The organism is Priestia sp. YIM B13551 (assembly GCF_042787905.1).
Classification (GTDB): domain Bacteria; phylum Bacillota; class Bacilli; order Bacillales; family Bacillaceae_H; genus Priestia.
This window is the reverse complement of sequence record NZ_JBHZOX010000001.1, coordinates 1,001,957-1,026,731: the sequence shown is the minus strand read 5'-3', so window position 1 is coordinate 1,026,731 and position 24,775 is coordinate 1,001,957. Positions and strand designations below refer to the sequence as shown.

Below are 24,775 nucleotides of genomic sequence, written 5' to 3'. Positions count from 1 at the left end.
AAACTGAAATCAATGTTGTAGTTCCATCGCTTCGATAATATGAATTAATAAATTCAAGGGAGAAAACGTCTTTAAAAAAACATTTCTAAATAAAAATAAAACACTTATAGGGTTAGGATATGAATTTCTAGTCGTTTGTCCACATTGCGCCTCTTGTGCAAAAGTCATAGCTTTAGATGATTCGAGTCCCTACGTCGCTAACGTCAGAAGAAGGTTTGTTTGTACTACTTGCGGAACCACAAAAGACAAAGTTATAAAAGCAAACGGTTACGGACAAGCAAGAGTATCGTATGAACCTAAAGCTGATTATGAAGTAATTTTAATTGGAAATCCCTGCGACTGGTATTTTCAACTTCCGCTCTATTTACAAATTGAATGTAGTGGAAACACCTTATGGACATTAAACCTGGAACATTTAAATTATATCGAAAGCTATATAGAAGCTGAACTCAGGGAATCACATCCCTATTATTTAAGTGTCGAGAGTCGACTGCCAAAGTGGATGAAGTTTGCTAAGAATAGAGAAGATGTATTAAAAGCTATTCAGAAACTAAAGGTGAAGACTTATTAGATGCTTTCGCTGATTCGTTATAATTGCCCGTATATCTTTCTAATCAGCTTATAAATTAAGCTAAAGAATTCTGCAACTGAAGGTAACTGCTAAATAGCCTAAGTACGGGAAGTGAAGAGTTTGTATCAAACTATAAAAATTAATGATTGGATTTTAGAAATTGATGTTGAAGAAACAAAAAAACAGTATTTGAAAAAGTGGGATTTGTGCGATTGTCTATATTGTCTAAACTTTTATGAAGCTATGAAGTCACGATCAGAGATAGAGCTTCAGTTTTTTAACCGACTAGGTATTAATCCTTCTCAATGTAATCACTTATCACATTTTGATCCTCAAGAAAATGGACTATACTTCTATATTGGCTGCTATCATATGGTAGGTAAGGTATCTAACAAAACACCTCTTGAAATTATAAATTCAGATGGTGCAATTGAAATAAGCAATAACCTACATATTGGCTTTTCCAACGATTTAGAATTTGTCCCTGGCGGATTTACCAGACCCGTACTTCAACTTGATTTTGAGATAGAAGTTCCTTGGGTACTTGTTGAAAAGCCAAATTAAAGTAATGTCAAATCTAATAAATTTGTTTCTTAAAGAACCTATTCATTACGGTAACTAGAGTTAGTATTTTCATTCCCGTATAGGACAATCCAAATTTATCCATACTAAATTGTAGTATTGAAAAAGATTAATACATATGAAAAATTCTTAAAAGGTGGATGTTATATGCTTGATTCTAAAACGATTGAAATTGTCCAATCAACAGTACCAGTTTTGAAAGAACATAGTAAACAAATAGGAAAGAGATTTTATGAATTGTTATTTGAAAAAGCGCCAGATTTATATAATATGTTCAATCAAACAAATCAAAAAAGAGGAATTCAGCAGGAAGCATTAGGCTATGCCGTGTATGCTGCTGGGGAACATATTACAAACTTAGAAGCCATTAAACCTGTAATTGAAAGGATTTCACAAAAACATCGTGCGATAGGGGTAAAGGCAGAACAATATCCAGTCGTTGGTGAAACCTTACTTCAAGCAGTAAAGGATGTTTTAGGAGATACAGCTTCAGATGAGATTATTGAAGCATGGGGACAAGCATACGGATATATTGCCAATGCTTTTATTGAGCTAGAAGAAGCTCTCTACGAAGAGACAGAGAGTCAACCTGGAGGCTGGGAAGGATATCAAAGCTTTTATATAGATAAGAAGGTAGAAGAAAGTGATAATGTAACATCTTTTTATTTAAAAGCTAAAAATGAGAAAGGAATTGCCTCTTATAAAGCAGGACAATACCTTACATTAGCAGCAAATGTTCCGGGAGAGAAATACACGCATATTCGTCACTATAGTCTTTCTGAAGCCCCTGGAAAGGATTATTATCGAATCAGTGTAAAACGAGAAGATGCGCATGACGGTGCGCCAGCAGGAATCGTGTCAAACTATTTACATAAACAAGTTCAGACAGGAGATACTCTTAAGTTCTCAGCTCCTGCTGGAGATTTTGTACTTGATCACAGTGAACTTCCCGTTGTGCTAATTAGTGGAGGTATAGGTATTACACCTTTGCTTAGTATGCTGAATACCATTGTAGAAAAACAACCTACATGTAAGGTTACCTTTCTTCATGCAAGTATTAATGGTAAAACGCATGCTTTTAAAGAACATGTGGCTCAACTAAATAGAAATAACGAAAATGTTACCTCCTTCATCTGTTATAGTTCGCCTAATGAAGGGGATCGACTTGGCACTGATTTTGATAAAGAGGGTTATATTGATTTAGAATTGTTACAATCCGTTGTTCCTTCAAAAGAAGCTGTCTTTTATTTCTGTGGATCGATTCCGTTTATGGAAGCTATTCTTAAAGCATTACGTAGATGGGATATACCAAACGAACGTATTCATTACGAGGTGTTTAGCCCTGTAGCCATTTTAGGAGAAAAATAAAGAAGTAATTGTTACCAGTAAACAGAAAATGTTCGATTAAAACACACGTCCTGTTTAAATAAATATGCTGTAAAAAAGCACTCATAAGCGTGCTTTTTTACTTTGCCTTAAGGAATGATTCTAAAAACGATCATGATACATATAAGTATTTCTACACTCTCTGCGTACAAAAAACTGGAAAAAATTCTCTTCGGTAATTTATAATAATAGAAAACTATGTCGAATCCCAAATATTGGAGAGATTACTATATGAGAAGAATACTTCCTTTTATAATTTTTACCATTTATTGCATTCCATACGTTTATTTATCTATGTGAAAAGATTTTGAGGATGATTCAAAGGTAAACTATATAATCATGGCCATAGTTACAGTAGCACTGTCTTATCTAAGTGGGCTTATTAGAGCGGATTTATCACTTATTTTAGGAAATATAATTTCTTTTAGTACTTCATATTTTTATAACGCATTAAGGCTTCCTGATTCTAAATGGGAGAAATATTTTTCGCCCTTTAATTCTGTCGAACAAGTAGTACTGATAAGCCTTGCGGCGCTTGTTCTGCAGGTAATTATTTATACACTTGCTAGAAAACGAGCAAAGAGATACATTCGTAATACTATGGTTTCGGAATAGTTCAAAAAAAGAGAGTTAGTCATCTAATGAGCTAGACTCTTCAGGTGACCAAATGAAAGAAGGGTTAAAATGAGGAGAGTTGCTGAAATTTTATCCGCTAAAAAGAAAGTGCTAAATGAGGAAGATCAACAAATACTTCAAACGTGTACTTACCTGCTTTAAAAAGGATACGAATCAATTAGATAAGTTAGTTATACAACTTTTAAATATGTAACCGCAAACAAAAAGGCATGTATTTCTCTTCCTACTTTAATTATATCACATAAAAAAACGTCAATATAGACTGTTTATTCTCATTTACTGCTGGTAAAATCAATAAAACATTACCGGTTAGGAGAGATGTTGAATGAACTCTTTAGTTCTTAGCTGTCAAGAAATAAAAGATACACAGCTTTCACTTGTTGGAGGAAAAGCCTTGAATTTAGGGGCGTTATCAAAAATTCAAGGAATACAAGTGCCGGACGGATTTTGTGTGACAGCGGCCGGGTATCAAAAAGCCCTTGAACACAATGAAACGTTTCAAGCGTTACTGAACCAGCTGACAATGCTAAAAGCTGATGACCGAGATCAAATTGGTGAAATTAGCGAAAAAATTCGCCAAATCATTCTGGAAATAAAAATTCCTTCTGACGTTGTAAAAGCAGTTATTCATTCTCTCTCTCAGTTTGGGGAAGAGCATGCTTATGCAATTCGTTCAAGTGCGACTGCTGAAGATCTGCCACATGCTTCTTTTGCTGGTCAGCATGACACCTATTTAAACATCAGAGGCAAAGAAGCCATCCTTGAGCACATTAGCAAATGCTGGGCTTCCCTGTTTACAAATCGCGCGGTAACCTACCGTATTAAAAATGGATTTGACCATAGTCAAGTGCACGTATCGGTTATTGTTCAACGAATGGTTTTTCCACAGGCTTCAGGTATTTTATTTACCGCTGACCCAATTACTTCTAACCGAAAGCTGTTATCAATCGATGCGGGATTTGGACTTGGAGAAGCGCTAGTGTCAGGTTTGGTCTCTGCCGATTGCTATAAAGTACAAGAAGGAGAAATCGGCGATAAAAAAATAGCAGCTAAAAAGGTAGCTATCTACGGATTAAAAGAAGGCGGAACAGAAACGAAGGAAGTTCATTTCGATCTGCAAAAAACGCAAGCGCTCACTGACTTTCAAATTTTACAGCTAGAACGCGTTGGAAGACAGCTTGAAGCTTATTTTGATTGTCCTCAAGATATTGAATGGTGCTTGGCTGATGATACATTTTACATTGTCCAAAGTCGTCCAATTACTACTTTATATCCAATTCCTGAAGCACATGATCAGGAAAATCGCGTTTATGTATCTGTTGGACATCAACAAATGATGACCGATGCCATGAAACCACTGGGATTGTCTTTTTTTCTGTTAACGACTAATGCACCGATGCGTACAGCCGGTGGAAGGCTGTTTGTTGATGTCACCCCTATGCTAGCTTCACCTGACAGCAGAAAAATGATGTTAGGTGCCATGGCACAACATGATCCGCTCATGAAAGATGCACTTACAAGCATAATAGAGCGAGGAGACTTTATAAAACCTTTACCAAATGATCAAAGTTCCGGTAAAAGCAATAAAAGCGTGCCGCCTACGAAGCCTAAGGCACAAATCGAAAACGACTCGACCATCGTTTCTGACTTGATCAAGAAGAATCAAGCATCAATAGAAGAGCTAAAGCAAACCATCCAAACGAAATCAGGGTCGGAATTAGTCGATTTTATTTCAGAAGATATCGGGACATTAAAGAAGATTTTATTTGACCCACAAAGTTCAGCTGTGTTTATGGCCGCTATGGATGCTTCATCATGGATCAATGAAAAAATGGAGACGTGGCTAGGTGAAAAAAACGCAGCAGACATGCTTTCTCAATCTGTACCAAACAATATTACTTCAGAAATGGGTCTGGCGCTATTGGATGTCGCAGATGTGATTCGTCCTTATCCAGAAGTAATTCATTATTTAAAACATGGAAAAGATGATAACTTTTTGGAGAAACTGGTTAAGTTTGAAGGCGGAGAGAAAACTCAAGACGCTATCTATGATTATCTGAGCAAATACGGAATGCGATGCCCCGGCGAAATCGATATTACGAAAACTCGCTGGAGCGAAAAGCCGGCTTCACTTATCCCCGTGATTCTTGGTAATATTAAAAACTTTGAGGCTAACGCTAGCAAGCAAAAATTTGAAAAAGGCCTGCAGGAAGCCTTGAAAAAAGAGCAAGAGCTACTAAACCGCTTGAAGCAATTGCCGGATGGTGAACAAAAAGCAAAAGAAACAAAAGAAAAGATTAATCTCATCCGAAATTTTATCGGTTATCGTGAATATCCCAAATACGGGATGATTAATCGTTATTTTGTTTATAAGCAGGCTCTGCTGAAAGAAGCCGCTCAGCTTGTAAAAGCCGATGTTATTTCTGAAACAGAAGATATATACTATCTGACGTTTGACGAACTTCAAGAAGTCGTGTACACACATAAAGTGAATGATCAAATCATCACCAAGCGAAAAGAAGAATACCGATTATACACAAAGCTAACACCTCCGCGTGTCATCACGTCTCATGGCGAAATTGTTACAGGTGCGTACAAACGAGAAAATCTTCCGTCCCAAGCAATTGTAGGTTTACCGGTTTCTTCAGGAGTGATAGAAGGGCGAGCGCGCGTCATTTTAAACATGGAAAATGCTAATCTATCAGAGGGAGATATATTAGTCACTTCCTTTACTGACCCCAGCTGGACCCCGTTATTTGTAGGGATAAAGGGGCTTGTTACGGAAGTTGGCGGACTGATGACTCATGGAGCAGTCATTGCACGTGAATACGGATTGCCAGCGGTTGTCGGAGTAGAGAATGCTACTCGGCTGATAAAAGACGGACAGCGAATTCGCGTACATGGAACAGAAGGGTATATTGAAATGTTGTAAAAGCTAAAGATGCTTGCGCTGTTTTTCTTCTTTATTAATAGATGAAAATTTGTGTAGATTTCTATGCGTATCTTCAGGTAATGCAAAAAGGCAGGCCATTATAACGGCCTGCCTTTTTGTATTGGTGACGCAGTAGATTAAAACGTCAAATGCTGACTTTTTTTACAGCCGACTGCTGCACATGCTCCATAAACAGTTTAAACAAGTTTAGCATTGAAGTATGTTCTTTTGCCATCATTTCTGGATGCCACTGGACGCCGACTACAAATTGTTCTCCTCGTTTTTCAATGGCTTCAATGACTCCATCTTTTGCCCATGCAGAAACTTCAAAACCTGGCGCTACGTCTTTAATAGCTTGGTGGTGAAATGAATTAATAAGAGCTTGATTACCATAAAGACTATGTAGCTGTGTTCCGTCTTTAATCATGATGGAATGAGAAGGGTCGCTTGTATTGTTGTATTGATCATGTTTGATAAATGACTCTTTAATGTCTGACATGTCTTGATAAAGAGTGCCTCCGTAAGCAACGTTTAAAATTTGTAAGCCGCGGCAAATTGCTAATACCGGCTTTCCTTGATTAATCACATGCTTTAACAATAGCTGTTCAGACTGATCTCGTGCTAAAAAAGGTGAACCCGTTTTGGTTGTCGGTTCTTCTCCGTATAAAAGGGGATTAACGTCTTGTCCACCTGATAAAATCAACCCGTCTATACTTTCTGCCTGCGCTTTAATCATTTCTTCGTCTTTTAGCACTGGCAAGATAAAAGGAACTCCGCCGCTGAGCGCTGTTGATTCGATATAGTCGTTATTCACATACGCTCGCTTATAGCCTGGAAAGCGTCCTCCTTGATCCACAATAATGCTTCCTGATATACCAATTAAAAATCCCACTGTTGTTTTCTCCTTTTTTGTTAAATTACCATTTCTTGAGATGTTTTTTCTTTTTCCTGCGTTGATAAAGTGTGTTCAATCTCTTGCTTTATAAGAAATAAATGGTTCTTTTGTTCAACTATTATACATATATACCATATTTATTTAATAGAAAATGGTATGATAGCCTCTGTATGTTAAAAATACTAATTGCCAAAGGTAGAAGGTAGTGCTACAATTGTTCACATTCCTACTATTCTTCTTATTATAGTCGGATTAAAATTTTATACAAGGAAATAGGAGTGATTTTAGTGAAAAGGACTTATTTACTTTTCATTTCTCTTTTAACCATTGTCCTCATGGTAGCAGGGTGCAGTGGTAACGCAAGTAAAAATACTTCAAGTGAAAAAGAAGGAAAAGAAGGCGGAACGCTAAACGTCGCGTCTCAAAGTGAGCCAGCAACGCTGGATGCTCAAATCACTGGGGACTCCGACGTGAAAGACGCAACGCGCAGTATCTATGAAGGGTTGATGATTTTAGACGACAAAGGAAATCCTAAGCCTGACTTAGCGTCTAAAGTAGATATTAGCGATGATAAAAAAACATACACGTTCCATTTAAGAAAAGGGGTTAAATTTCATAACGGTAAAGAAATGACTGCAGATGACGTTGTCGCTTCTATTAACCGCTGGATTAAGCTATCATCCCTTGGGAAAACAAACTTCTCTGGTGCTGAAATGACAAAAACCAATGATGATACGGTGGAGCTTCATTTACCATCACCAAACGTTAACACGCTATCTTTATTAGCTGATCCAATCCCCGCAGCAGCTATTTTACCAAAAGAAGTGGTTGACAATGCATCTGATGAAGGGATCAAAGACTACATAGGAACAGGTCCATATAAAGTAAAAGAATGGAAGAAAAATCAATATCTTTTATTAGAGAAATTTAAAGATTATTCTTCGAAAGGCCGCGAAGTTAAGAAAACTCCTCACGTCGATGAAATTAAGATTAGTTTCGTAAGCGATGAGTCAACTAGGATTTCTGGTATTACAACCGGACAATTTGACGTTGCGCTATCTGTATCGAGCGATAATGCCAAACAAGTTGAAGGCAGCCAAAATGCAAAAGTAGAAACATCACCAGGCGGATTTATGGGACTTTTCTACAACGCAGATAAAGGCGTCTTTAAAGACATCAATGCACGAAAAGCAGTTAACGCAGCTCTTAACTCAAAAGATATCTTAGACAGTTCTTACGGAAGCTCGGATTATTACAAGCTTTCTTCATCCATTGTGAACAAAGAGTATCCAAATTACTACAGTACAGCTGGAAAAGAAGAATATAACCAGCATGATAAGAAAAAAGCAAAAGAATATTTGAAGAAATCTGGTTATAACGGAGAAGAAATTCGCTTAATGGCGTCTCGTGATTACCAAGATCAATACAATACAGCTGTTGTGGTTCAACAAGAGTTAAAAGACATTGGTATGAATGTAAAATTAGAAGTATACGACTGGGCGACATTCAGCGATAAAATGAGTGATACAAGCCAATGGGACATCTATCCTGTTGACTGGAATGCTCGTTCTACCATCTTCCAAGGATTCTGGACTACAAAAGGTACATCAGTTGAAAAATCAATGGACTACTTAAACAAAATTAAAGCTGCTCCTTCTGTTAAAGAAGCTCGCGGTGACATTGATGCAATTCAGCAATACGTATGGGACGAGCTTCCGTTTACGCTTATTGGTCATAAAGTGAACATCAATGCCGTTTCTAACAATGCAAAAGGCTATGAGTATAATTTAGGTCCAATTTTCTACAATATGAGTCTAACAAAATAATATCTTATTATTCTAATAAACAGGGAGCTTATGCTCTCTGTTTTAGAAAGGAGTTTACGATGGGAGCTTATACACTTAAGAGACTTTTTGCACTAATTCCTGTTTTATTCATTGTATCTATTGTTGTGTTCTTAATTACGCGCTTAACGCCTGGGAGTCCCGCAGCAATCATTTTAGGACAAGGCGCAAGTCCGGAACAAATTGCAGCGCTGAGCAAAGAAATGGGATTGGATGAGCCTGTGGTAAGTCAATACTTTATCTGGCTATCTAACATTTTTCACGGAGATTTTGGCTATTCCTACTTTTTAAATAAACCTGTGCTCGGGGCAATTTGGGATAATGTAGGTCCTACGGTTTCTCTAGCTATACTCGCGCAAATTTTTGGTGTGGCCTTTGCTTTACTATTTGGTATATATGCAGCTAAACATAAAGGAACGATTCGTGATGAAAGCATTATGGGAGCCAGCCTTTTAGGTATTTCCATTCCTAGCTTTCTTCTCGGTTCATTCCTTATTTTGCTTTTTGCGGTACAGCTTCGAATTTTTCCTGTTTCAGGATACGTTCCGTTAAATGCTGGATTATTTGAGTATTTAAAGTACTTAGTTTTACCAACGATTACACTTGGAGCGATTCAAGCTGCATTAATTACGCGTATGACGCGTTCATCTTTGCTCGATACCATTTCTGAGAACTTTGTTAAAACGGCAAAAGCAAAAGGATTAAATGAACGCACAATTATGCTTAAGCATACGCTGCGCGTGAGTTTTTTACCGATTTTAACAGTTATCGGAGAATCATTTGCGGGGCTTGTGACCGGAGCGGCGGTAACAGAATCATTATTTAACATTCCAGGGCTAGGTCAGCTGATTGTTTCATCAATTGAACGCCGAGATTACGCGCTTATTCAAGGAGCCGTACTTTTAATTACGGTTGCTTATGTGGTCATCAATTTAGTTGTTGATTTGCTGTATGCCGTGATCGATCCGCGTGTACGCAATTCTTATCATGATTAAAGGAGGGTGATGAATGTGAACGCACAACAAAATACAGAGACCATTTCAGTAACTGCAAAGAAAAAAAGAAACCCAGCGGTAGCGCGCTTTTTCTCAAACCGTTTGTTAGTAAGAGGAGCGATACTTATTTTATTATCGATTTTGATTGCTGTTTTTGCTCCGCTCATTTCTCCTTTTGGCAGCTTACAAATCGACCCTGCAAATCGATTAGCACCGCCGTCAAGCACGCACTGGTTTGGAACGGATAACTTTGGACGAGATGTATTTAGCCGGACAATGTACGGCGTCAGAATATCATTAATGATTGGAGCCGCAGTAACGATTATTGCTACTGTACTTGGTTTAATCGTTGGACTTTTATCTTCTTATTATAAAATTCTTGATTATATTTTAATGAGAATTTGTGACGGCTTGTTTGCTTTTCCATCTATTTTACTAGCAATTGCCATCATGGCTGCTTTAGGACCGAAAACAAGCAACGTTATTATCGCACTGAGCCTTGTATTTATTCCTTCAATCGCGAGAATTGTTCGTTCAGCTGCACTTGTTGTAAAAGAAAAAACCTTTATTGAAGCATTAAAAGCTCAAGGTGCAAGCTCACTTCGAATCATTTGTTTTCATATGGCGCCAAACGTCTTATCGCCTTTAATCGTTCAAGTAACATACGTGTTTGCCGTGACGATTTTAACAGAGGCTTCGCTAAGCTTTTTAGGAGCTGGGATTCCTGCGCCGACACCAAGCTTAGGAAATATGCTGTATGACGGAAAGCTTGCGATTTACAACGCGTGGTGGATGACCGTGTTTCCTGGTGTATTCATCATTTTAATTGTACTTGGCCTTAATTTATTTGGTGACGGTCTGCGCGACTGGTTAAATCCGAAAAACGTAATGCTGAAGAAAAGGAGGAAAAAACGTTGAGTAACGCCCTTTTAAAATTAGAAGACTTACAAGTAACTTTTACAACCTATGGCGGAGAAGTAACGGCTGTTGACAATGTATCTCTTCAATTAAATAAAGGAGAAGTATTAGGGATTGTCGGTGAATCAGGATCTGGAAAAAGCGTAACATCCGAATCTATTCTTCAGCTATTAGATGAAGACCTAACAAGCTACGATGGCAAGATTTTGTTTGAAGGAAAAAACTTATTAGACATGTCTTCAAAGCAAATTCAAAAGCTAAGAGGAAACGAAATCTCAATGATTTTCCAAGATCCAATGTCGTCCTTAAATCCTGTTATGCCCATTGGAAAACAAATTGCTGAAGTCATTCGTCTGCATCAAAAAGTCTCTAAAAAAGAAGCGCAAAAGAAAGTTGTAGAGCTTTTGAGACTGACTGGCATTTCTTCTCCAGAACAGCGGGCAAAAGAGTATCCGCATGAAATTTCTGGAGGAATGAGGCAGAGAATTATGATTGCAATGGCTTTAGCCTGTGAGCCAAAGCTTCTGATTGCCGACGAGCCAACAACGGCTTTAGACGTAACCATTCAAGCGCAAATCCTTGATCTTATGATGAATTTAAAAGACAAGCTCAACATGGGCGTGCTGTTCATCACCCATGATTTAGGCGTTGTGGCTAATATTTGTACAAAAGTAGCCGTGATGTATCTAGGACAAGTGATGGAAGAAACGGACGTTAAAACGCTGTTTTCAAAGCCGCTTCATCCTTATACAATGGGCTTAATTAAGTCGGTTCCTCACTTAGATGGCGACAGAACACAAGAGCTTTCGTCCATTCCCGGAACGGTTCCGCCGCTTTCAAACGTGCCAGACGGCTGTCGTTTTGCACCAAGATGCCCATTTGCAACGGAAAAATGCCATAAAGAAGTACCTGTTTTAGAGCATGCCGATGATACACATCGCGTTCGATGCTGGCACTATGAAAAAATTCAAGAAGGAGAGGTTGCGTATGTCTAGTGAAGCAAAGCAGCAAAGCGCCAAGCCCTTGCTTGAAGTTCGCAACCTGCAAAAATATTACCCGGTTCGTTCTGCTTTTGGGAAAGCAAAAGGCCAAATCAAAGCAGTTCAAGATTTATCCTTTGATATTTATGAAGGCGAAACGTATGGATTAGTAGGTGAATCTGGCTGCGGGAAAAGTACAGCGGGGCGCACGCTTTTAAAATTAGTAGAACCAACAGGCGGAGAAGCACAGTTTAATGGAGAAAGTATTTTCGAATCTAAAGCATCACGCTTACGAACAATTCGTAAAGATTTACAAATGATTTTCCAAGATCCGCATACTTCCCTTAATCCAAGGAAAAAGATTGGTGCTTCCATTCAAGAAACATTAACAATTCATAATGTAGGCGCAAAAAGCGAACGAAAGCAGCTTGTCATTGAGTTATTAAAAAAGCTCGGATTTAACGAAGAAGATTACAACCGCTATCCGCACGAATTTTCAGGCGGTCAGCGCCAGCGCATAGGCATTACGCGTTCATTGATTTTAAACCCCAAGCTTATCATTTGTGATGAGCCGGTTTCAGCGCTGGACGTATCCATTCAAGCACAAATCTTAAACCTGCTGCGCAGTTTGCAAAGAGAAATGAAGCTTTCATATCTTTTTATCTCCCACGATTTAAGCGTCGTAAGACATATTGCAGACCGCGTTGGTGTGATGTATTTAGGAAGATTAGTAGAAGAAGGGCCAACAGATGAGATTTTTTCAAATCCTCGTCATCCTTACACAAAACTTCTTTTATCATCTGTCCCGGCAATTCACGAACATGAAAAACGCGAAAAAATTGAGGTTAAAGGTGAAATTCCTTCTCCTCTTAATCCGCCTTCAGGCTGTGCGTTTCATAAAAGATGCCCGTTCGCATTTGACCGCTGCATGAAAGAAACACCTGAAGATACAGTGATTGACAGCCAGCATAAAGTAAAATGTCATCTTTATAATTAATTTGAGAAGCTGTAGAGATATAGAAAGCAACGTAGTAATGCAGCAGCATAATTGAATAAATAAAAATGAAAAAGTCACTAGTACCTCTAGTGGCTTTTTTTCTGTGAAAAAAGCGGGTTCAATGGGTTGAGAAAAGTCATTATTCAGCATATTAGATTCATTTTTATATAAAAGATATGAATAATCCTTACTAACCTACCTATCCTAATATATGGAGATATGAAAACAAAACGTGTTATGATAGTATCGGTGATAATTATGGGTAAAAAAGCAGATAAAACGAATGTCATGCGAATTTTAGATCAGAAAAAAATTGAGTACAATTATTATTCTTATGAAACTAAAAATCTGAGTGGGGTACAGGTAGCTACTTCGCTCGGAGAGGATCTTGCTAAAGTCTTCAAGACACTGGTGACCGTAGGGAAATCAAAAGAACATTACGTCTTCATGGTACCGGTTGAAAAGGAGCTTGACTTAAAGAAAGCGGCAAAAGCAGCTGGTGAAAAGTCTTTGGAAATGATTCCTCAAAAAGAACTGTTACCTCTTACAGGATATGTTCACGGCGGGTGTTCTCCTATCGGAATGAAAAAGCAGTTCGAAACCTTCATTGACTCTACAGCAGAAAACTGTGAAACGATTTACTTTTCAGGCGGGCGTGTAGGTCACCAAATACAGTTAACGTTAAGTGACTTATCAAAAGTAATTCGCATAGGTTTAGCAGACATCACAAAAGATAGTTGAAATGTAGTTCCCTTGAGCGAAACGCACTCCGACATGAGCGTTTCGCTTTTTTAGTTCCCTTAATTACTGTCTTTTTATCTGTTAAAACAACAAAATAAAAGTAAAAATATAGAAAAAATGATATTATATAGTTAATGTTTAGAAGCTTTATAAAAGGACTAGGAGGAAAGCAAAAATGATTAAATCAATTATTGGAGGGTTCATTTTATCTTTTATTCTTTTAGTAGCATGTACAATAGCTAACGTAAATTCAGAAACAGTATTTTTTGTAGCGTTCATTATACTAGTAGCGCTAGCTATTATTATATCTGGAGCAGCTGTAAGCGGTGATCGAATGAGAGCTAATCTAGCCACAGAATCAAAAACAGACAAGAAGTGGAGAATTACAAATTCTATAAACCTTATGTTAGCTGCCACTCCAGTTCTCGGGGTATTTCTTCTCATTCATTATTTTATATAGTTTGGTTTCCAAACAACAAGCTTAGGTGAAAAATATCTCGGGATAGAACGCTTTTTGTGTGAATTTAAAATCAAATGAGTCAAATTAAGGTCGCCGATGCAACAAAATTATAGAGCATCTATGGCTGTATATATAATAGGGGATAAGATTAAAATTCGATAATTATCTTAAATTTAGGTTAGAGCTTAGTACAAGTTATGTTTATTCTACATATTGTGTAAATGTAAGCAGCTTACACTCACAAGTTGAAAAGAGTATTTTCTTAACCATGTTCTTACTTAAAGAACATGGCTTTTTTTCTGTTTGTCATATAAATTAGAAAACCGAACTTTGTAAAATTTCTGTATAAATAATTAGAAAATATTATATTTTCTAATAAATCAATAGTACAATATATAAATAGAAGGGAGGATTAACACTACATATGTAATAGACAGCAGCCGCTTTTAAAACCGCTTATTTTGTTATCTATAGATGATATTGAAATGAATTATCCAACCTTTTTTAAGCGCTCTCATTATATAAGTAATTGGTTGAACAGGTTTTATAGAAAGCAATACAGTCTAGCTGTTTAAAAAGATTTGCTGGTAAATTACTTACTACTTCATGTTATAGGAGAACCAACATTAAACACTCAAAGAAAAGAGGGATCACTCATGGCTCATACCAGTGAAGCTGCAAACAACAGGCGTGTTACAAGTAATATTTTTAAAGGATCTGTTGGGAACTTAATTGAATGGTACGATTGGTACGTTTACTCTGCTTTTGCCGTCTATTTTTCATCGCAATTCTTCCCGGAAGGTGATTCAACAAGTCAGCTGCTTAACACAGCGGCAATCTTTGCCGTCGGTTTCTTAATGCGTCCAATCGGAAGTTTATTAATGGGGCGCTATGCGGATCGATATGGTCGTCGGGCTGCGCTTACCTTATCTATTACCATTATGGCGAGCGGTTCTTTTATTATCGCCTGTACTCCTAGCTATGGCACGATAGGGTTATTATCTCCTATTATTCTAGTACTAGCGCGTTTGCTGCAAGGAATCTCCTTAGGAGGAGAATACGGAACGTCTGCAACTTATCTTTCTGAAATGGCAAGCAGCGGGCGAAGAGGGTTTTATTCAAGCTTTCAGTATGTGACGCTTGTTGCTGGTCAGCTAGTGGCATTAGGTGTTCAAATTATTCTGCAAAACGTTCTTAGTGAAGCAGATATGATTTCATGGGGCTGGCGTATTCCTTTTGTAATTGGAGCAATCGGAGCGCTAAGCGTTTTATGGCTGCGCCGTACAATGGATGAGTCAGAGCAATTTTCTAAAATGGACTCTGAAAGCCGTGAAAATGCAGGAACTATTAAAGCACTTATGAAGCATCCTAAAGCAGTGTTGACCGTTATTGGCTTAACACTAGGAGGAACAGTCGCTTTTTATACGTATACGACGTATTTGCAAAAATTTATGGTAAACAGTGTAGGGCTAGATAAAGGAGTCGTAAGCTGGATTAACTTCTGTGCGCTGCTTGTATTTGTTGTTATTCAGCCAATAGCAGGTATGCTATCTGATAAAATTGGACGCAGACCTCTGTTAATGAGCTTTGGTATTTTAGGAACATTACTGACAGTACCGCTTTTTCTTTTTATGAAACAAGCACATAACCCAGTCATGGCTTTTTTATTAATGACAATTGGACTTATCATTGTAACAGGTTATACATCGATTAACGCTATTGTAAAAGCCGAGCTTTTCCCAACAGAAATTCGAGCTCTTGGTGTTGGGTTACCGTATGGACTTACAGTTGCCATATTTGGAGGCACTGCAGAATTTATCGCCCTATGGCTGAAAAGTATCGGCCATGAATCACTTTTCTTTTTCTATGTAGCAGGATGTATCGCCATCAGCTTTCTTGTTTATTGGCGTATGGGAGAATCCTCTAAAGATTCATACATAGAGTCCGAGTTGAAAACAGATGACAAAGACGACAGCATCCCGCCAAATAATGTAAGTTTTTAATTTTGTTTAAACCAATAAGCGTTCGATAACACAAAAAGGACTGGCTTTCTATAGCCAGCCTTTTTTTATTCTCTTAAAAGACAATTATTTTGTAGTCGGTTCAGAATATGGAAAGATAGGTTCTTTTAAGCTAAACTCACGCGTGCCTTCTTCGATAAGACCCACTGTTTTATCGCTATGGTAAAGGGCTAGCCTTACTAACCTATCCGTGCTGCACAACTTTTTTCTGTAGTAGGATTTTTGTCTATTATTTGGTGGTAATAAGGGCTTGAATGATCTCATTCCAGTAATGTTTAAAACCAGGCTTTACTTTCGGCATTTTGAACACTCCCTTTAAAATTTCCCCGATTGGATAGTCGTTATATTAAGTTTAATAAAATTAACTAAAGTTGTTATCCAGCGCAGAGCGTAACTTACTCTATGAATTTGCACCACTAAAGAGTGAAGAAAAAAATAATGGAAGACATATAAGAAAGATGAGATACATAATAAAAGGATTATTTTGTGATATAACGAAATAAAGAGTATATACATCAGAAATAGAGAGAGGGTAAACTCCGTGAATACTTTATATTCCTTTTTTACGAACCCGGTTTTAACTGCTTCTACGTTTTTAATAGAATTACAGAGCGTGTTCTTTCAACCTATTTGGAAAAAGTATAATTATGATGATTATTTTACCTACAAGGTGTATGTTCCAAGTACATATACTGGGTTAAGTAAAGTACCATTAATCGTTATGCTTCATGGATGTCAACAAGATGCAGATGATTTTGCTGCAGGTACGGAGATGAATAAGCTAGCGGAAGAAAAAGGCTTTATTGTTCTCTATCCTCAAATGAATTACTTTGCTAATTCCAACGGGTGCTGGAATTGGTTTTATGAGTATAACCAGTTTCGTGGTAATGGAGAGCCAGACATAATAAAAGATATGATTGATCACATAACCGCTAAATATGCGATTGATTCTACTAATATATACCTTGCTGGCATGTCAGCTGGAGGCTTTATGGCAAATGTGATGGCTATTGCTTATCCCGATGTATTTAAAGCGGTAGGCATTCATTCAGCAGGCAGTAATGCGTATGCTGTAGACCTCATCACAGCTGGAGAAGTCATGCTATACGGCTCTTTAAATCCTGAACTTGACGGTGATGAAGCTTATAAAAAAATGGGACCTTATGCACGGCCTGTTCCCATCATTACGTTTCATGGTCAATCAGATACAACAGTCAATCCAATTAATGCGTCTACATTAATTCAGCAGTGGATTCATACCTATAAGAATTTCGGTATAAACTTACATGAAAATGCTGCTTTTTATACGTCACAAGACAACGGAAATCATTATAGCTACATAATGTCTGACTACATAGATGCAGAAAATAAAATCTGGATGAAAAAAATTATGGTAGAGGATATGGTGCATGCATGGTCAGGAGGAAATGACAATGGATCAGATACTGATTCAAAAGGTCCTAATGCTTCAAAAATGATGTGGGACTTTTTTGAAGCACAGAATGATTGAATAGAGTATGAACGAGCGATCAAGATGTACTACTAAATAACATTAGCTTTCATTTTTTTTGAAACAAATAATTGTCTACCAACAGCAAAAAAGGATCTTATCGAAAGATCCTTTTTCTGTTATCAACGAACATTTTTTAACAAGTAGCTTCAAACCGATTTAACAATACATCTAGATCCTGACTGATTTTAATCGTATTACTACTTGTAAACCCTTCTTCTAGAGCAATCATCATCATCATTTTTCGTATAAATTCTATCTTTATCAGCAGTAGTCTACATTTGAAACACATTAAGTTTCCTCCACTTGCCACGTCATTTTAAAGGCTTAAATTGTTGAATTATTTATGTAAAAATGGTTCCAATCTAAAAATAGAACCTAAAAAATATAGTAACAAATAGATAGTGTCGAAGTCTGTCGTATTTTGAATTCAGATATTTTCATTTAAAAAGAATTAGCTCTTAAACGTTTTGCTGGAAGCTGTGCTCTATCTTAATTGTGATTGTTCCCCGGTTGTAAATAACTCACAGACCAACAGAGCTTATCCTGTTTTTTGGATATAGGCATAATCCGATTACATTTAGGCATGTTAACATAAGAAAGGAGAATTTACTAATATGCCCAATGTCATCAGAATTCTTCAATTGTTTCTTCCGTGGATTTCCCTTGTTTTTATGCCAAAAAATCAATGAGAACCTATTTTCCCGCTTCTCTTTTTGCCTCATCTTTAGTAATTGGAATGTGCTCATTAGCTATTCCTTACAAGTGGTGGAGTGTAAAAGGAGGGTGGAAAGGAAAAATTTTAAACGATAGTAGTTTTATTTTTGGACCCTTTTTGGTAGGGACACTGTGGATCTTTCATTTTACGTTTGGCAGCTTTAAAAGATTTTTTTTCGTTAATTTACTTATGGATTCACTATTTGCTTTTCCGCTAAGTTACTTGTATCAAAAATTGAACTTATTTAAGTTAGTCAACTTTAAGCCAAAACATATCTTTTTTTCGTTTATTAGTTTCTGCTTAACTATTTATGGCTATCAGGCACTGACAAATAAAGATAAATGATAAGTGAGGGCTGTTTCTAACCGCTATAGACTTTGTAAAAAGCGCAACAAAAAAGCGTCTGTTAAGACGCTTTATATATAATACATATACTGCTCATCTTTATTAACATTTGTTGTTTCATGGATTATTTCTTCCGGGATATTGGACGTCCGGTTAGTAAAAAGCATAAACAAAGCAATAATTGATGCCGCAAAACCTAAAGTAACAATCACAATAAATCCCTCCCTTTAGAATATATATTCTACTTTTATCTTCATTTTCCTATATTTATTATATACCCTTATTTTATTTTCTCAACACATAGAACAAAAAGAGTAGTGCATCTCCTCAATATCTCCCTCAAAATAAATATAATCAAGGGAGCTTATCCCATTTTCCCTAAAAAAGTAGGAAGCCATAAATTTTTTTCGTATGGGGGATATAAATCATTAAAATTATTAATCGTTGAGATAACTTTTTTGTATTGTACGAATGAAAGAAATTTATATATATTAAAAATACAAAATATTCATTAAATTATATGATGCTTTGGTTTTGAGTCGAAAAGAGAAAAGCTGCTGCTTTAAAGGCAACAAGTTTAAGGAAGTTACAAGCGATATAAAAAGTTATAGAAATGGATGCATCTAGAATTCTTTTTGCTCAGATATTCACAGAGTTTTCATTCGTGAAAAAGACTGAAAATTTTGATAATAATTTCACTTTTATTAAGGGGGACTTTTTATGACAACAACGGTATTAAATGTATCAACTTATTCTTTTTATCTTAACGGTGAGTGGAAAGAAAGCAAATCAGGGCAGACAATCGACATTGTTTCTCCATACCGTCATGACGTGATTGGAAAAGTGCAGGCTATCACAAAAGAAGAGGTCGATGAAGCAGTACATGCCGCGCAAAAAGCTCAGAAAGGGTGGGCAGAAATTTCTCTGCAAGAACGTGCCAAATATTTATACAACTGGGCGGATGAGCTGGTAAAAATGCAGAGTGAAATTGCCGAAATTATTATGAAGGAAGTTGGAAAAAGCTTAAAAGATGCAAGGAATGAAGTAGTGCGCACAGCAGATTTCATTCGCTATACAGTTGAAGAAGCCCTTCATATGAACGGAGAAAGCATGAAGGGAGATAGTTTTCCTGGCGGTTCTAAGTCTAAAGTTGCCATTGTTGAACGCGTGCCTTTAGGGGTTGTACTCGCAATTCCTCCTTTTAATTATCCGGTAAATTTAGCAGCTGCTAAACTGGCGCCTGCGCTTATTTCAGGAAATGCAGTTATCTTCAAACCCGCAACGCAAGGAGCGATCAGCGGTATTAAGATGATTGAAGCTCTTCATCAAGCAGGTATTCCACAAGGTCTTGTAAACGTCGTAACGGGCCGCGGATCTGTTATTGGGGATTATTTAGTTGAACATAAAGGCATTAACATGATTTCATTTACCGGAGGAACAAACACGGGTACTCAATTAGCTAAAAAGGCAGGCATGATTCCTCTTGTACTAGAACTTGGAGGAAAAGACCCGGGTATTGTATGTGAAGATGCAGATTTACAAGAAGCAGCAAAACATATTATAAGCGGAGCATTTTCTTATTCCGGTCAGCGCTGTACAGCTATTAAACGTGTACTTGTGCATGAAAAAGTGGCAAACGAGCTCGTAAATATTTTAAAAGAAGAAGTACATAAACTATCAGTCGGTTCTCCTGAAGATGGATGTACGATCGTTCCATTAATTGATAGCAAAGCAGCGGACTTTATTCAGATTTTAATTGCAGATGCACTAGGAAAAGGTGCAACAGTTGTGACTGGAAACAAGCGTGAAGGAAACCTTATCTATCCTACGCTTTTAGATGACGTGAATGATACTATGCGCGTGGCATGGGAAGAACCATTCGGTCCTGTGTTACCAATTATCCGCGTCGCTTCTGATCAAGAAGCCGTTGATATAGCAAACGAATCAGAATTTGGCTTACAAGCAAGTGTTTTTACAAAAGATATTAATAAAGCCTTCTCAATTGCAAACAAAATTGAAGTCGGCTCCGTTCAAATCAACGGCCGTACAGAACGCGGTCCTGATCATTTTCCTTTTATCGGCGTAAAAGGATCCGGTATGGGTGCTCAAGGCATTCGTAAAAGTATTGAATCCATGACTCGTGAAAAAGTAACGGTATTAAATCTTCAATGATTGAATTTCAAGAGCTCTCCAAATCAAGCCAGTAGAGGGACTTATAGAAAAAAGCCTGTGCTTCACAAAGCACAGGCTTTTAAACATCTTATTTAATCGTTACTCGATTCCATCTTTATAGTTCTTATGCCAGTTTTTATCACCTTTATGCTCGATATCCTCAACGGTTTTTTCAAGCTCTGACATAATGAGTGTTTTTACTTGATAAATGGTATCAAAAAAAGCTCTCTCTTCATCCGGGTTAGGCTTTATTTTGGCTGCTGCCGAAATATCAACGTATCTACGATGCTCAGTTGTTAATTTATCAAGCGCATCAAAAATATGAGAGGTCAGAACAGCAACCTCCTTATGATTATCAGGCAGCTTTTCTTTTAATGTTTCAATTCTTTTATCCATGTTAAAGTCCCCCTATAACGTGTTGTATTTATGTAACTTTCCCACTAATAAAAACGAATAACCTTAAACGGTAAAAATTATTGGGAATTAGCATGTGAAACAAAATTATACTACAGGATAGCATGTTAAAGTGAAAAAACGGTGAAATGAGTGGGTATATTTTTGCAGAGAGGGTATGTAATAAAAGCCGGTTTTTTTGAAGAGGTAATTCCCTTAAGATACAGTGAAGCACGCAATTAACATAAAAGTACATCTATTTTTAATGAATAATGACCTTTTTTGACTATTTTTTACGATTTTATGACTTTTTTTGAATGAATTTGATTGTTTTTGATGATTTTTCGAATAATCTGATATATAATGAAAGCGTAAACAGTGAAACATGTCGGTTGGTTAAGAAAAACATCCACAAAAACTGGATTCGTTATTACATAAAATCAGGCCTCTGTTTTTTTATAAAAATAAATAGAACTTGAGAAAAGGAGAATGAGGATGGACATATTGGATGCAAAAGTAGTAAATACAAAGTACGGTTTAGAGACATACCTGGATGTACCAGAAAGCGTGGAAATAAAAGAAATTCATATGCCGAGTTCAGAGAACCAATCTCATAAAATTAAATTTGGAATCAAGTATTTTCTTTTAAGGGAAGGAAAGTATTACGATAGCCAAAAAGGTTATTTTTGGATTTGTATGAATCACGATTTTAGCAGCCTTATGCTCAGTGAAACGGAAACAGAGAGTTTGTTTGCGGTTAAAAGTGAAGAAGAAAGAGAAGCAACAAAAACGCTGTTAGCAGAATGGTTTATTCAAACGAATGCGTACAAAGAAGTTATCAACGAATGTATCCACCAGATTAAAACGGAGAATATTCGTACAGAAGAAGACATTGAAGACCGAGTGGACGCTATACAATTTTTAGAAAAATTAAAGGTATTAACTGCAAAAGAGATTGAAAACGCTTCTATAGAAAACCTATATGCGCTACAGCAAATTGGCTAGGCTATAGTTTTCGTACGTTGAAATGCAGATTTATGGACAACAATAAGGAGGAATAGTGAGATGAAATTTTTTATTGATACAGCAAACCTTGAGGATATTAAGAAAGCATACAAAGTAGGTGTTCTAGCTGGTGTGACAACAAATCCATCTTTAGTAGCAAAAGAAGGCGTAAGATTTGAAGACCGCATCGAAGAAATTCTTCAAATGGTACCGGAAGTTGAATCCGTTTCCGCTGAAGTAACTCCTGACGCACTTTCTGCTGAAGAGATGATTGCTCAAGCTGAAGAACTGATTAAAATTAACGACGGAGATAAAAACATTACGATTAAGCTGCCTATGACATTAGCTGGCTTGGAAGCGACACGTTATCTTGCTAAAAAAGGCGTAAAAACAAATGTAACCCTGATCTTTACAGTAAACCAAGCGCTTTTAGCAGCTCGTGCTGGAGCGACGTATGTTTCTCCATTTTTAGGACGTCTTGATGATATTTCAGAAGACGGAGTACAGCTGGTATCTAAAATTGCTGAGTTATTCCGCGTTCAAAACATCGACTCTCAAATTATTGCGGCATCTGTAAGACATCCGGATCATGTAACGCGTGTAGCACTTGCAGGAGCTCATATTGCCACAATTCCATACGCTGTTATTGAGCAATTAGCAAAACATCCTTTAACTGACCAAGGAATGGAAAAATTTGCAGCGGATTGGGAAAAAGCAGTTAAAGCTTAACAAAAAGTCATATCAATAAAAAAGCTTGGAGTAAGCATAGCTTATTCCAAGCTTTTTATCGTTTAACTAACTAGTTTCTTTTTACGTAAACGCTCTAAGCGTCGCTGCACGCTATTTCTCGAACGCCCGAGCAGCTGCCCAATTTCTCGCTGATTGCGCTTTTCCTGATAAAACATACGCCACAATCTGGCATCTTCTTCTGCTGTCCACTTTTTATGCTCGTATTTAGGGCGCTTTACATAGTCTAGTTTTCTTTGTCCATTCACCCACGCTGGTTCTGGAATAAGCGTATTTTTAGGTATTTTAAAAAAGTTAAGGCACGATTTATTTTGTTCAGCCCACTTCCAAAAAGATTGAATGTCAATTCCCATAAATGTTCTGGTCTTGGCGATGATCATTTTGTACGGTAGATTCTCTTTATGAATCCACTTGTAAATTGTATGAACATCTACTTCAAGGCAGGCTGCTAGTTCACACGCTGTAATATGTCCTACGTGTGCTTTGGCTCCATACACTTCTAAACGGTTCAACCTCGATTCTAGCGCTTGCACACTTCGCTGTAATTTAGCTGATATGTGTGAAAGAGGTTTTACCCCGTAATACCTTAGCAAATATTCGTCTTCTTGCAGCGTCCATCTTCGCATCGCCGTTTTTCGTGTTAGTCCCAAAACTTTTATGCGCGTAGCAATAGAAGAAGGACTTCTGCCTAAGGAATGTGCCATTTCACGGTTATTCATGATATCAATGTTCTCCTGCAAAAAAGCATCTTGTTCAAGCGTCCATTTTTTACGTAAAGCTGTATCCGAAGCACGAAGATTTAATCGAGTAAGTCGTTTATTAACCGATTCCTTGCTTCTATGTAAATGCTTACCCATCTCTTGAAGCGTCATAGCACCATAGTGTTGGATAAGAAATCTATCTTCTTCTTTTGTCCATCGCTTTTGATTTTTACTCACTGTTGTCTCACTCCAATTCACACGAAAAGCTCAAGATGAAAAAGTTGCTAGCAATCTATTTTACGAATGAGCAGTGCCTATTCAGACTGATACTCACTGCGTTTTAGTCTATATATATTTTATCATATTTCTAGAGAAAAACCAAACGTGTGTTCTTGTTTTGTTTTAGTCATCATAAAAGGAATTAGAAAAATAGTTGGCTCCTTTAATAGAAGCGAATTATGGTAAAATTGACTATAATCTCTAAAGGATTTACATAACTGATAGCTCAGCATCATTACGTTGAGAAAGGGGAATTGATATGAATTTTAATTTAAAAGAAGCGTTTGAAATACTTGAGCATACGCCACAAACACTTGAAAAACTTTTGTCTGGTCTATCTGCAGGGTGGCTGCAATGCAATGAAGGAGAAGGAACGTGGAATACCTCCGAAGTCATAGAACATTTAATAGAAGCAGAAAAAAACAATTGGATACCAAGGCTAGAATTTATCCTTCAAAAAGGAAAAGAGGGAGCTTTTCCTCCGTTTGACCGCTATGCCCATTTAAACAAGGAATCTGCTAGTTCTATTGAAGAGAAGCTTCTTGAATTCAAAAAGATAAGAATACAGAATTTACATCAACTAAAGCTGCTAGTTAAGCATGAAAAGCACCTTGAAGTGAGAGGAGAACACCCGGCGTTTGGGGAAGTAAAAGTCAGAGAGTTGCTCTCGACTTGGGTTGCTCATGATTTAACCCATATTGCGCAAATTGTTCGAGTAATGGCAGAACGATATAGAGAAGATGTAGGACCTTGGGAAGAATACTTAGGAATACTAAAGAAATAGCAATGACACACAGTGGCCAGCCTTTATCATTCAAGCTTGAATTAAGAAATGTACACGATTACAATAAAATGAGAATAATGAAGATTCAGGAAGTATTGCAGAGGGAACTATAACAACATATCCGATGTTTATAACATGTAGGGTCCGTTAAGCAATTTACGAA

General features: G+C 37.1%; 21 protein-coding genes. 16 read left to right on the top strand and 5 right to left on the bottom strand.

Annotated elements, in window-relative coordinates:
• Positions 1 to 691: 691 nt before the first annotated feature.
• The 3 genes from ACFX4N_RS05265 to ppsA all read left to right on the top strand — a co-directional run bounded on the left by ACFX4N_RS05265 (position 692) and on the right by ppsA (position 6,107).
• On the top strand, positions 692 to 1,135 hold the full coding sequence (locus ACFX4N_RS05265) for a hypothetical protein (RefSeq protein ID WP_057274822.1): 444 nt from the start codon (positions 692 to 694) through the stop codon (positions 1,133 to 1,135).
• A gap of 165 nt (positions 1,136 to 1,300) precedes the next feature.
• On the top strand, positions 1,301 to 2,521 hold the full coding sequence (gene hmpA, locus ACFX4N_RS05260) for an NO-inducible flavohemoprotein (RefSeq protein ID WP_192100697.1): 1,221 nt from the start codon (positions 1,301 to 1,303) through the stop codon (positions 2,519 to 2,521).
• Between the two features lie 979 nt (positions 2,522 to 3,500).
• A complete protein-coding gene (gene ppsA / locus ACFX4N_RS05255) occupies positions 3,501 to 6,107 on the top strand; it encodes a phosphoenolpyruvate synthase (protein ID WP_192100698.1) in 2,607 nt (868 codons plus the stop codon).
• A gap of 145 nt (positions 6,108 to 6,252) precedes the next feature.
• Here ppsA and ACFX4N_RS05250 read toward each other — a convergent pair whose 3' ends face one another.
• On the bottom strand, positions 6,253 to 6,999 hold the full coding sequence (locus tag ACFX4N_RS05250; protein ID WP_057274825.1) for a gamma-glutamyl-gamma-aminobutyrate hydrolase family protein: 747 nt from the start codon (positions 6,997 to 6,999) through the stop codon (positions 6,253 to 6,255).
• 290 nt (positions 7,000 to 7,289) lie between these two features.
• On the opposite strand from ACFX4N_RS05250, the gene ACFX4N_RS05245 reads away from it, so the two are divergent.
• The 9 genes from ACFX4N_RS05245 to ACFX4N_RS05205 all read left to right on the top strand — a co-directional run bounded on the left by ACFX4N_RS05245 (position 7,290) and on the right by ACFX4N_RS05205 (position 17,468).
• The gene (locus tag ACFX4N_RS05245) at positions 7,290 to 8,828 is read left to right on the top strand and encodes an ABC transporter substrate-binding protein (RefSeq protein ID WP_061859770.1); all 1,539 of its coding nucleotides are present in this window, start codon (positions 7,290 to 7,292) and stop codon (positions 8,826 to 8,828) included.
• A gap of 59 nt (positions 8,829 to 8,887) precedes the next feature.
• Positions 8,888 to 9,841 carry an ABC transporter permease gene (locus ACFX4N_RS05240; RefSeq protein ID WP_029321165.1) on the top strand — a complete coding sequence of 318 codons (954 nt, stop codon included), beginning with the start codon at positions 8,888 to 8,890 and terminating at the stop codon, positions 9,839 to 9,841.
• A gap of 9 nt (positions 9,842 to 9,850) precedes the next feature.
• Complete coding sequence (locus ACFX4N_RS05235) at positions 9,851 to 10,759, top strand: ABC transporter permease (RefSeq protein ID WP_061859769.1); 909 nt, start codon at positions 9,851 to 9,853, stop codon at positions 10,757 to 10,759.
• Entirely contained in the window at positions 10,756 to 11,754 is a 999-nt protein-coding gene (locus tag ACFX4N_RS05230; RefSeq protein WP_057274828.1) for an ABC transporter ATP-binding protein, read from the top strand. Before ACFX4N_RS05235 ends, ACFX4N_RS05230 begins: the two co-directional genes overlap by 4 nt.
• Positions 11,747 to 12,736: an ABC transporter ATP-binding protein gene (locus ACFX4N_RS05225; RefSeq protein ID WP_377260941.1), complete on the top strand. Its 990-nt coding sequence runs from the start codon at positions 11,747 to 11,749 to the stop codon at positions 12,734 to 12,736. The genes ACFX4N_RS05230 and ACFX4N_RS05225 overlap by 8 nt, the downstream gene beginning before the upstream one ends.
• A gap of 258 nt (positions 12,737 to 12,994) precedes the next feature.
• Positions 12,995 to 13,477: a Cys-tRNA(Pro) deacylase gene (ybaK, locus tag ACFX4N_RS05220; protein WP_013056549.1), complete on the top strand. Its 483-nt coding sequence runs from the start codon at positions 12,995 to 12,997 to the stop codon at positions 13,475 to 13,477.
• 175 nt (positions 13,478 to 13,652) lie between these two features.
• The gene (locus tag ACFX4N_RS05215) at positions 13,653 to 13,937 is read left to right on the top strand and encodes a DUF5316 family protein (RefSeq protein ID WP_057274830.1); all 285 of its coding nucleotides are present in this window, start codon (positions 13,653 to 13,655) and stop codon (positions 13,935 to 13,937) included.
• Between the two features lie 656 nt (positions 13,938 to 14,593).
• Positions 14,594 to 15,940, top strand: a complete 1,347-nt coding sequence (locus tag ACFX4N_RS05210; RefSeq protein WP_057274831.1) for an MFS transporter — start codon at positions 14,594 to 14,596, stop codon at positions 15,938 to 15,940.
• 559 nt (positions 15,941 to 16,499) lie between these two features.
• Positions 16,500 to 17,468 (top strand): extracellular catalytic domain type 1 short-chain-length polyhydroxyalkanoate depolymerase, encoded by a 969-nt coding sequence (locus ACFX4N_RS05205; RefSeq protein WP_192100699.1) that lies wholly within the window; start codon positions 16,500 to 16,502, stop codon positions 17,466 to 17,468.
• 136 nt (positions 17,469 to 17,604) lie between these two features.
• On the opposite strand, the gene ACFX4N_RS05200 is transcribed toward ACFX4N_RS05205, so the two are convergent.
• Both ACFX4N_RS05200 and ACFX4N_RS05195 read right to left on the bottom strand, forming a co-directional pair.
• On the bottom strand, positions 17,605 to 17,760 hold the full coding sequence (locus ACFX4N_RS05200; RefSeq protein ID WP_016763750.1) for an aspartyl-phosphate phosphatase Spo0E family protein: 156 nt from the start codon (positions 17,758 to 17,760) through the stop codon (positions 17,605 to 17,607).
• A gap of 842 nt (positions 17,761 to 18,602) precedes the next feature.
• Positions 18,603 to 18,743 carry a hypothetical protein gene (locus ACFX4N_RS05195; RefSeq protein ID WP_013056554.1) on the bottom strand — a complete coding sequence of 47 codons (141 nt, stop codon included), beginning with the start codon at positions 18,741 to 18,743 and terminating at the stop codon, positions 18,603 to 18,605.
• A 508-nt stretch (positions 18,744 to 19,251) separates the two neighbouring features.
• Between ACFX4N_RS05195 and ACFX4N_RS05190 the strand changes: the two genes are divergently transcribed.
• Positions 19,252 to 20,703, top strand: coding sequence for an NADP-dependent glyceraldehyde-3-phosphate dehydrogenase (locus ACFX4N_RS05190; protein WP_055989435.1), 1,452 nt, complete (start codon positions 19,252 to 19,254; stop codon positions 20,701 to 20,703).
• Positions 20,704 to 20,802: 99 nt separating this feature from the next.
• Here the strand turns inward: ACFX4N_RS05190 and ACFX4N_RS05185 are convergent, their stop codons facing one another.
• A complete protein-coding gene (locus ACFX4N_RS05185; RefSeq protein ID WP_013056556.1) occupies positions 20,803 to 21,099 on the bottom strand; it encodes a hypothetical protein in 297 nt (98 codons plus the stop codon).
• Between the two features lie 492 nt (positions 21,100 to 21,591).
• Between ACFX4N_RS05185 and ACFX4N_RS05180 the strand changes: the two genes are divergently transcribed.
• Together ACFX4N_RS05180 and fsa are read left to right on the top strand one after the other, a co-directional pair.
• Complete coding sequence (locus ACFX4N_RS05180; protein ID WP_029321181.1) at positions 21,592 to 22,101, top strand: hypothetical protein; 510 nt, start codon at positions 21,592 to 21,594, stop codon at positions 22,099 to 22,101.
• 60 nt (positions 22,102 to 22,161) lie between these two features.
• Positions 22,162 to 22,830 carry a fructose-6-phosphate aldolase gene (gene fsa, locus ACFX4N_RS05175; protein WP_013056558.1) on the top strand — a complete coding sequence of 223 codons (669 nt, stop codon included), beginning with the start codon at positions 22,162 to 22,164 and terminating at the stop codon, positions 22,828 to 22,830.
• A 62-nt stretch (positions 22,831 to 22,892) separates the two neighbouring features.
• On the opposite strand, the gene ACFX4N_RS05170 is transcribed toward fsa, so the two are convergent.
• Positions 22,893 to 23,786: a hypothetical protein gene (locus ACFX4N_RS05170; protein ID WP_057274833.1), complete on the bottom strand. Its 894-nt coding sequence runs from the start codon at positions 23,784 to 23,786 to the stop codon at positions 22,893 to 22,895.
• A gap of 301 nt (positions 23,787 to 24,087) precedes the next feature.
• Here ACFX4N_RS05170 and ACFX4N_RS05165 point away from each other — a divergent pair, with 301 nt between their 5' ends.
• Complete coding sequence (locus ACFX4N_RS05165) at positions 24,088 to 24,612, top strand: DinB family protein (RefSeq protein WP_013056560.1); 525 nt, start codon at positions 24,088 to 24,090, stop codon at positions 24,610 to 24,612.
• Positions 24,613 to 24,775: the final 163 nt, after the last annotated feature.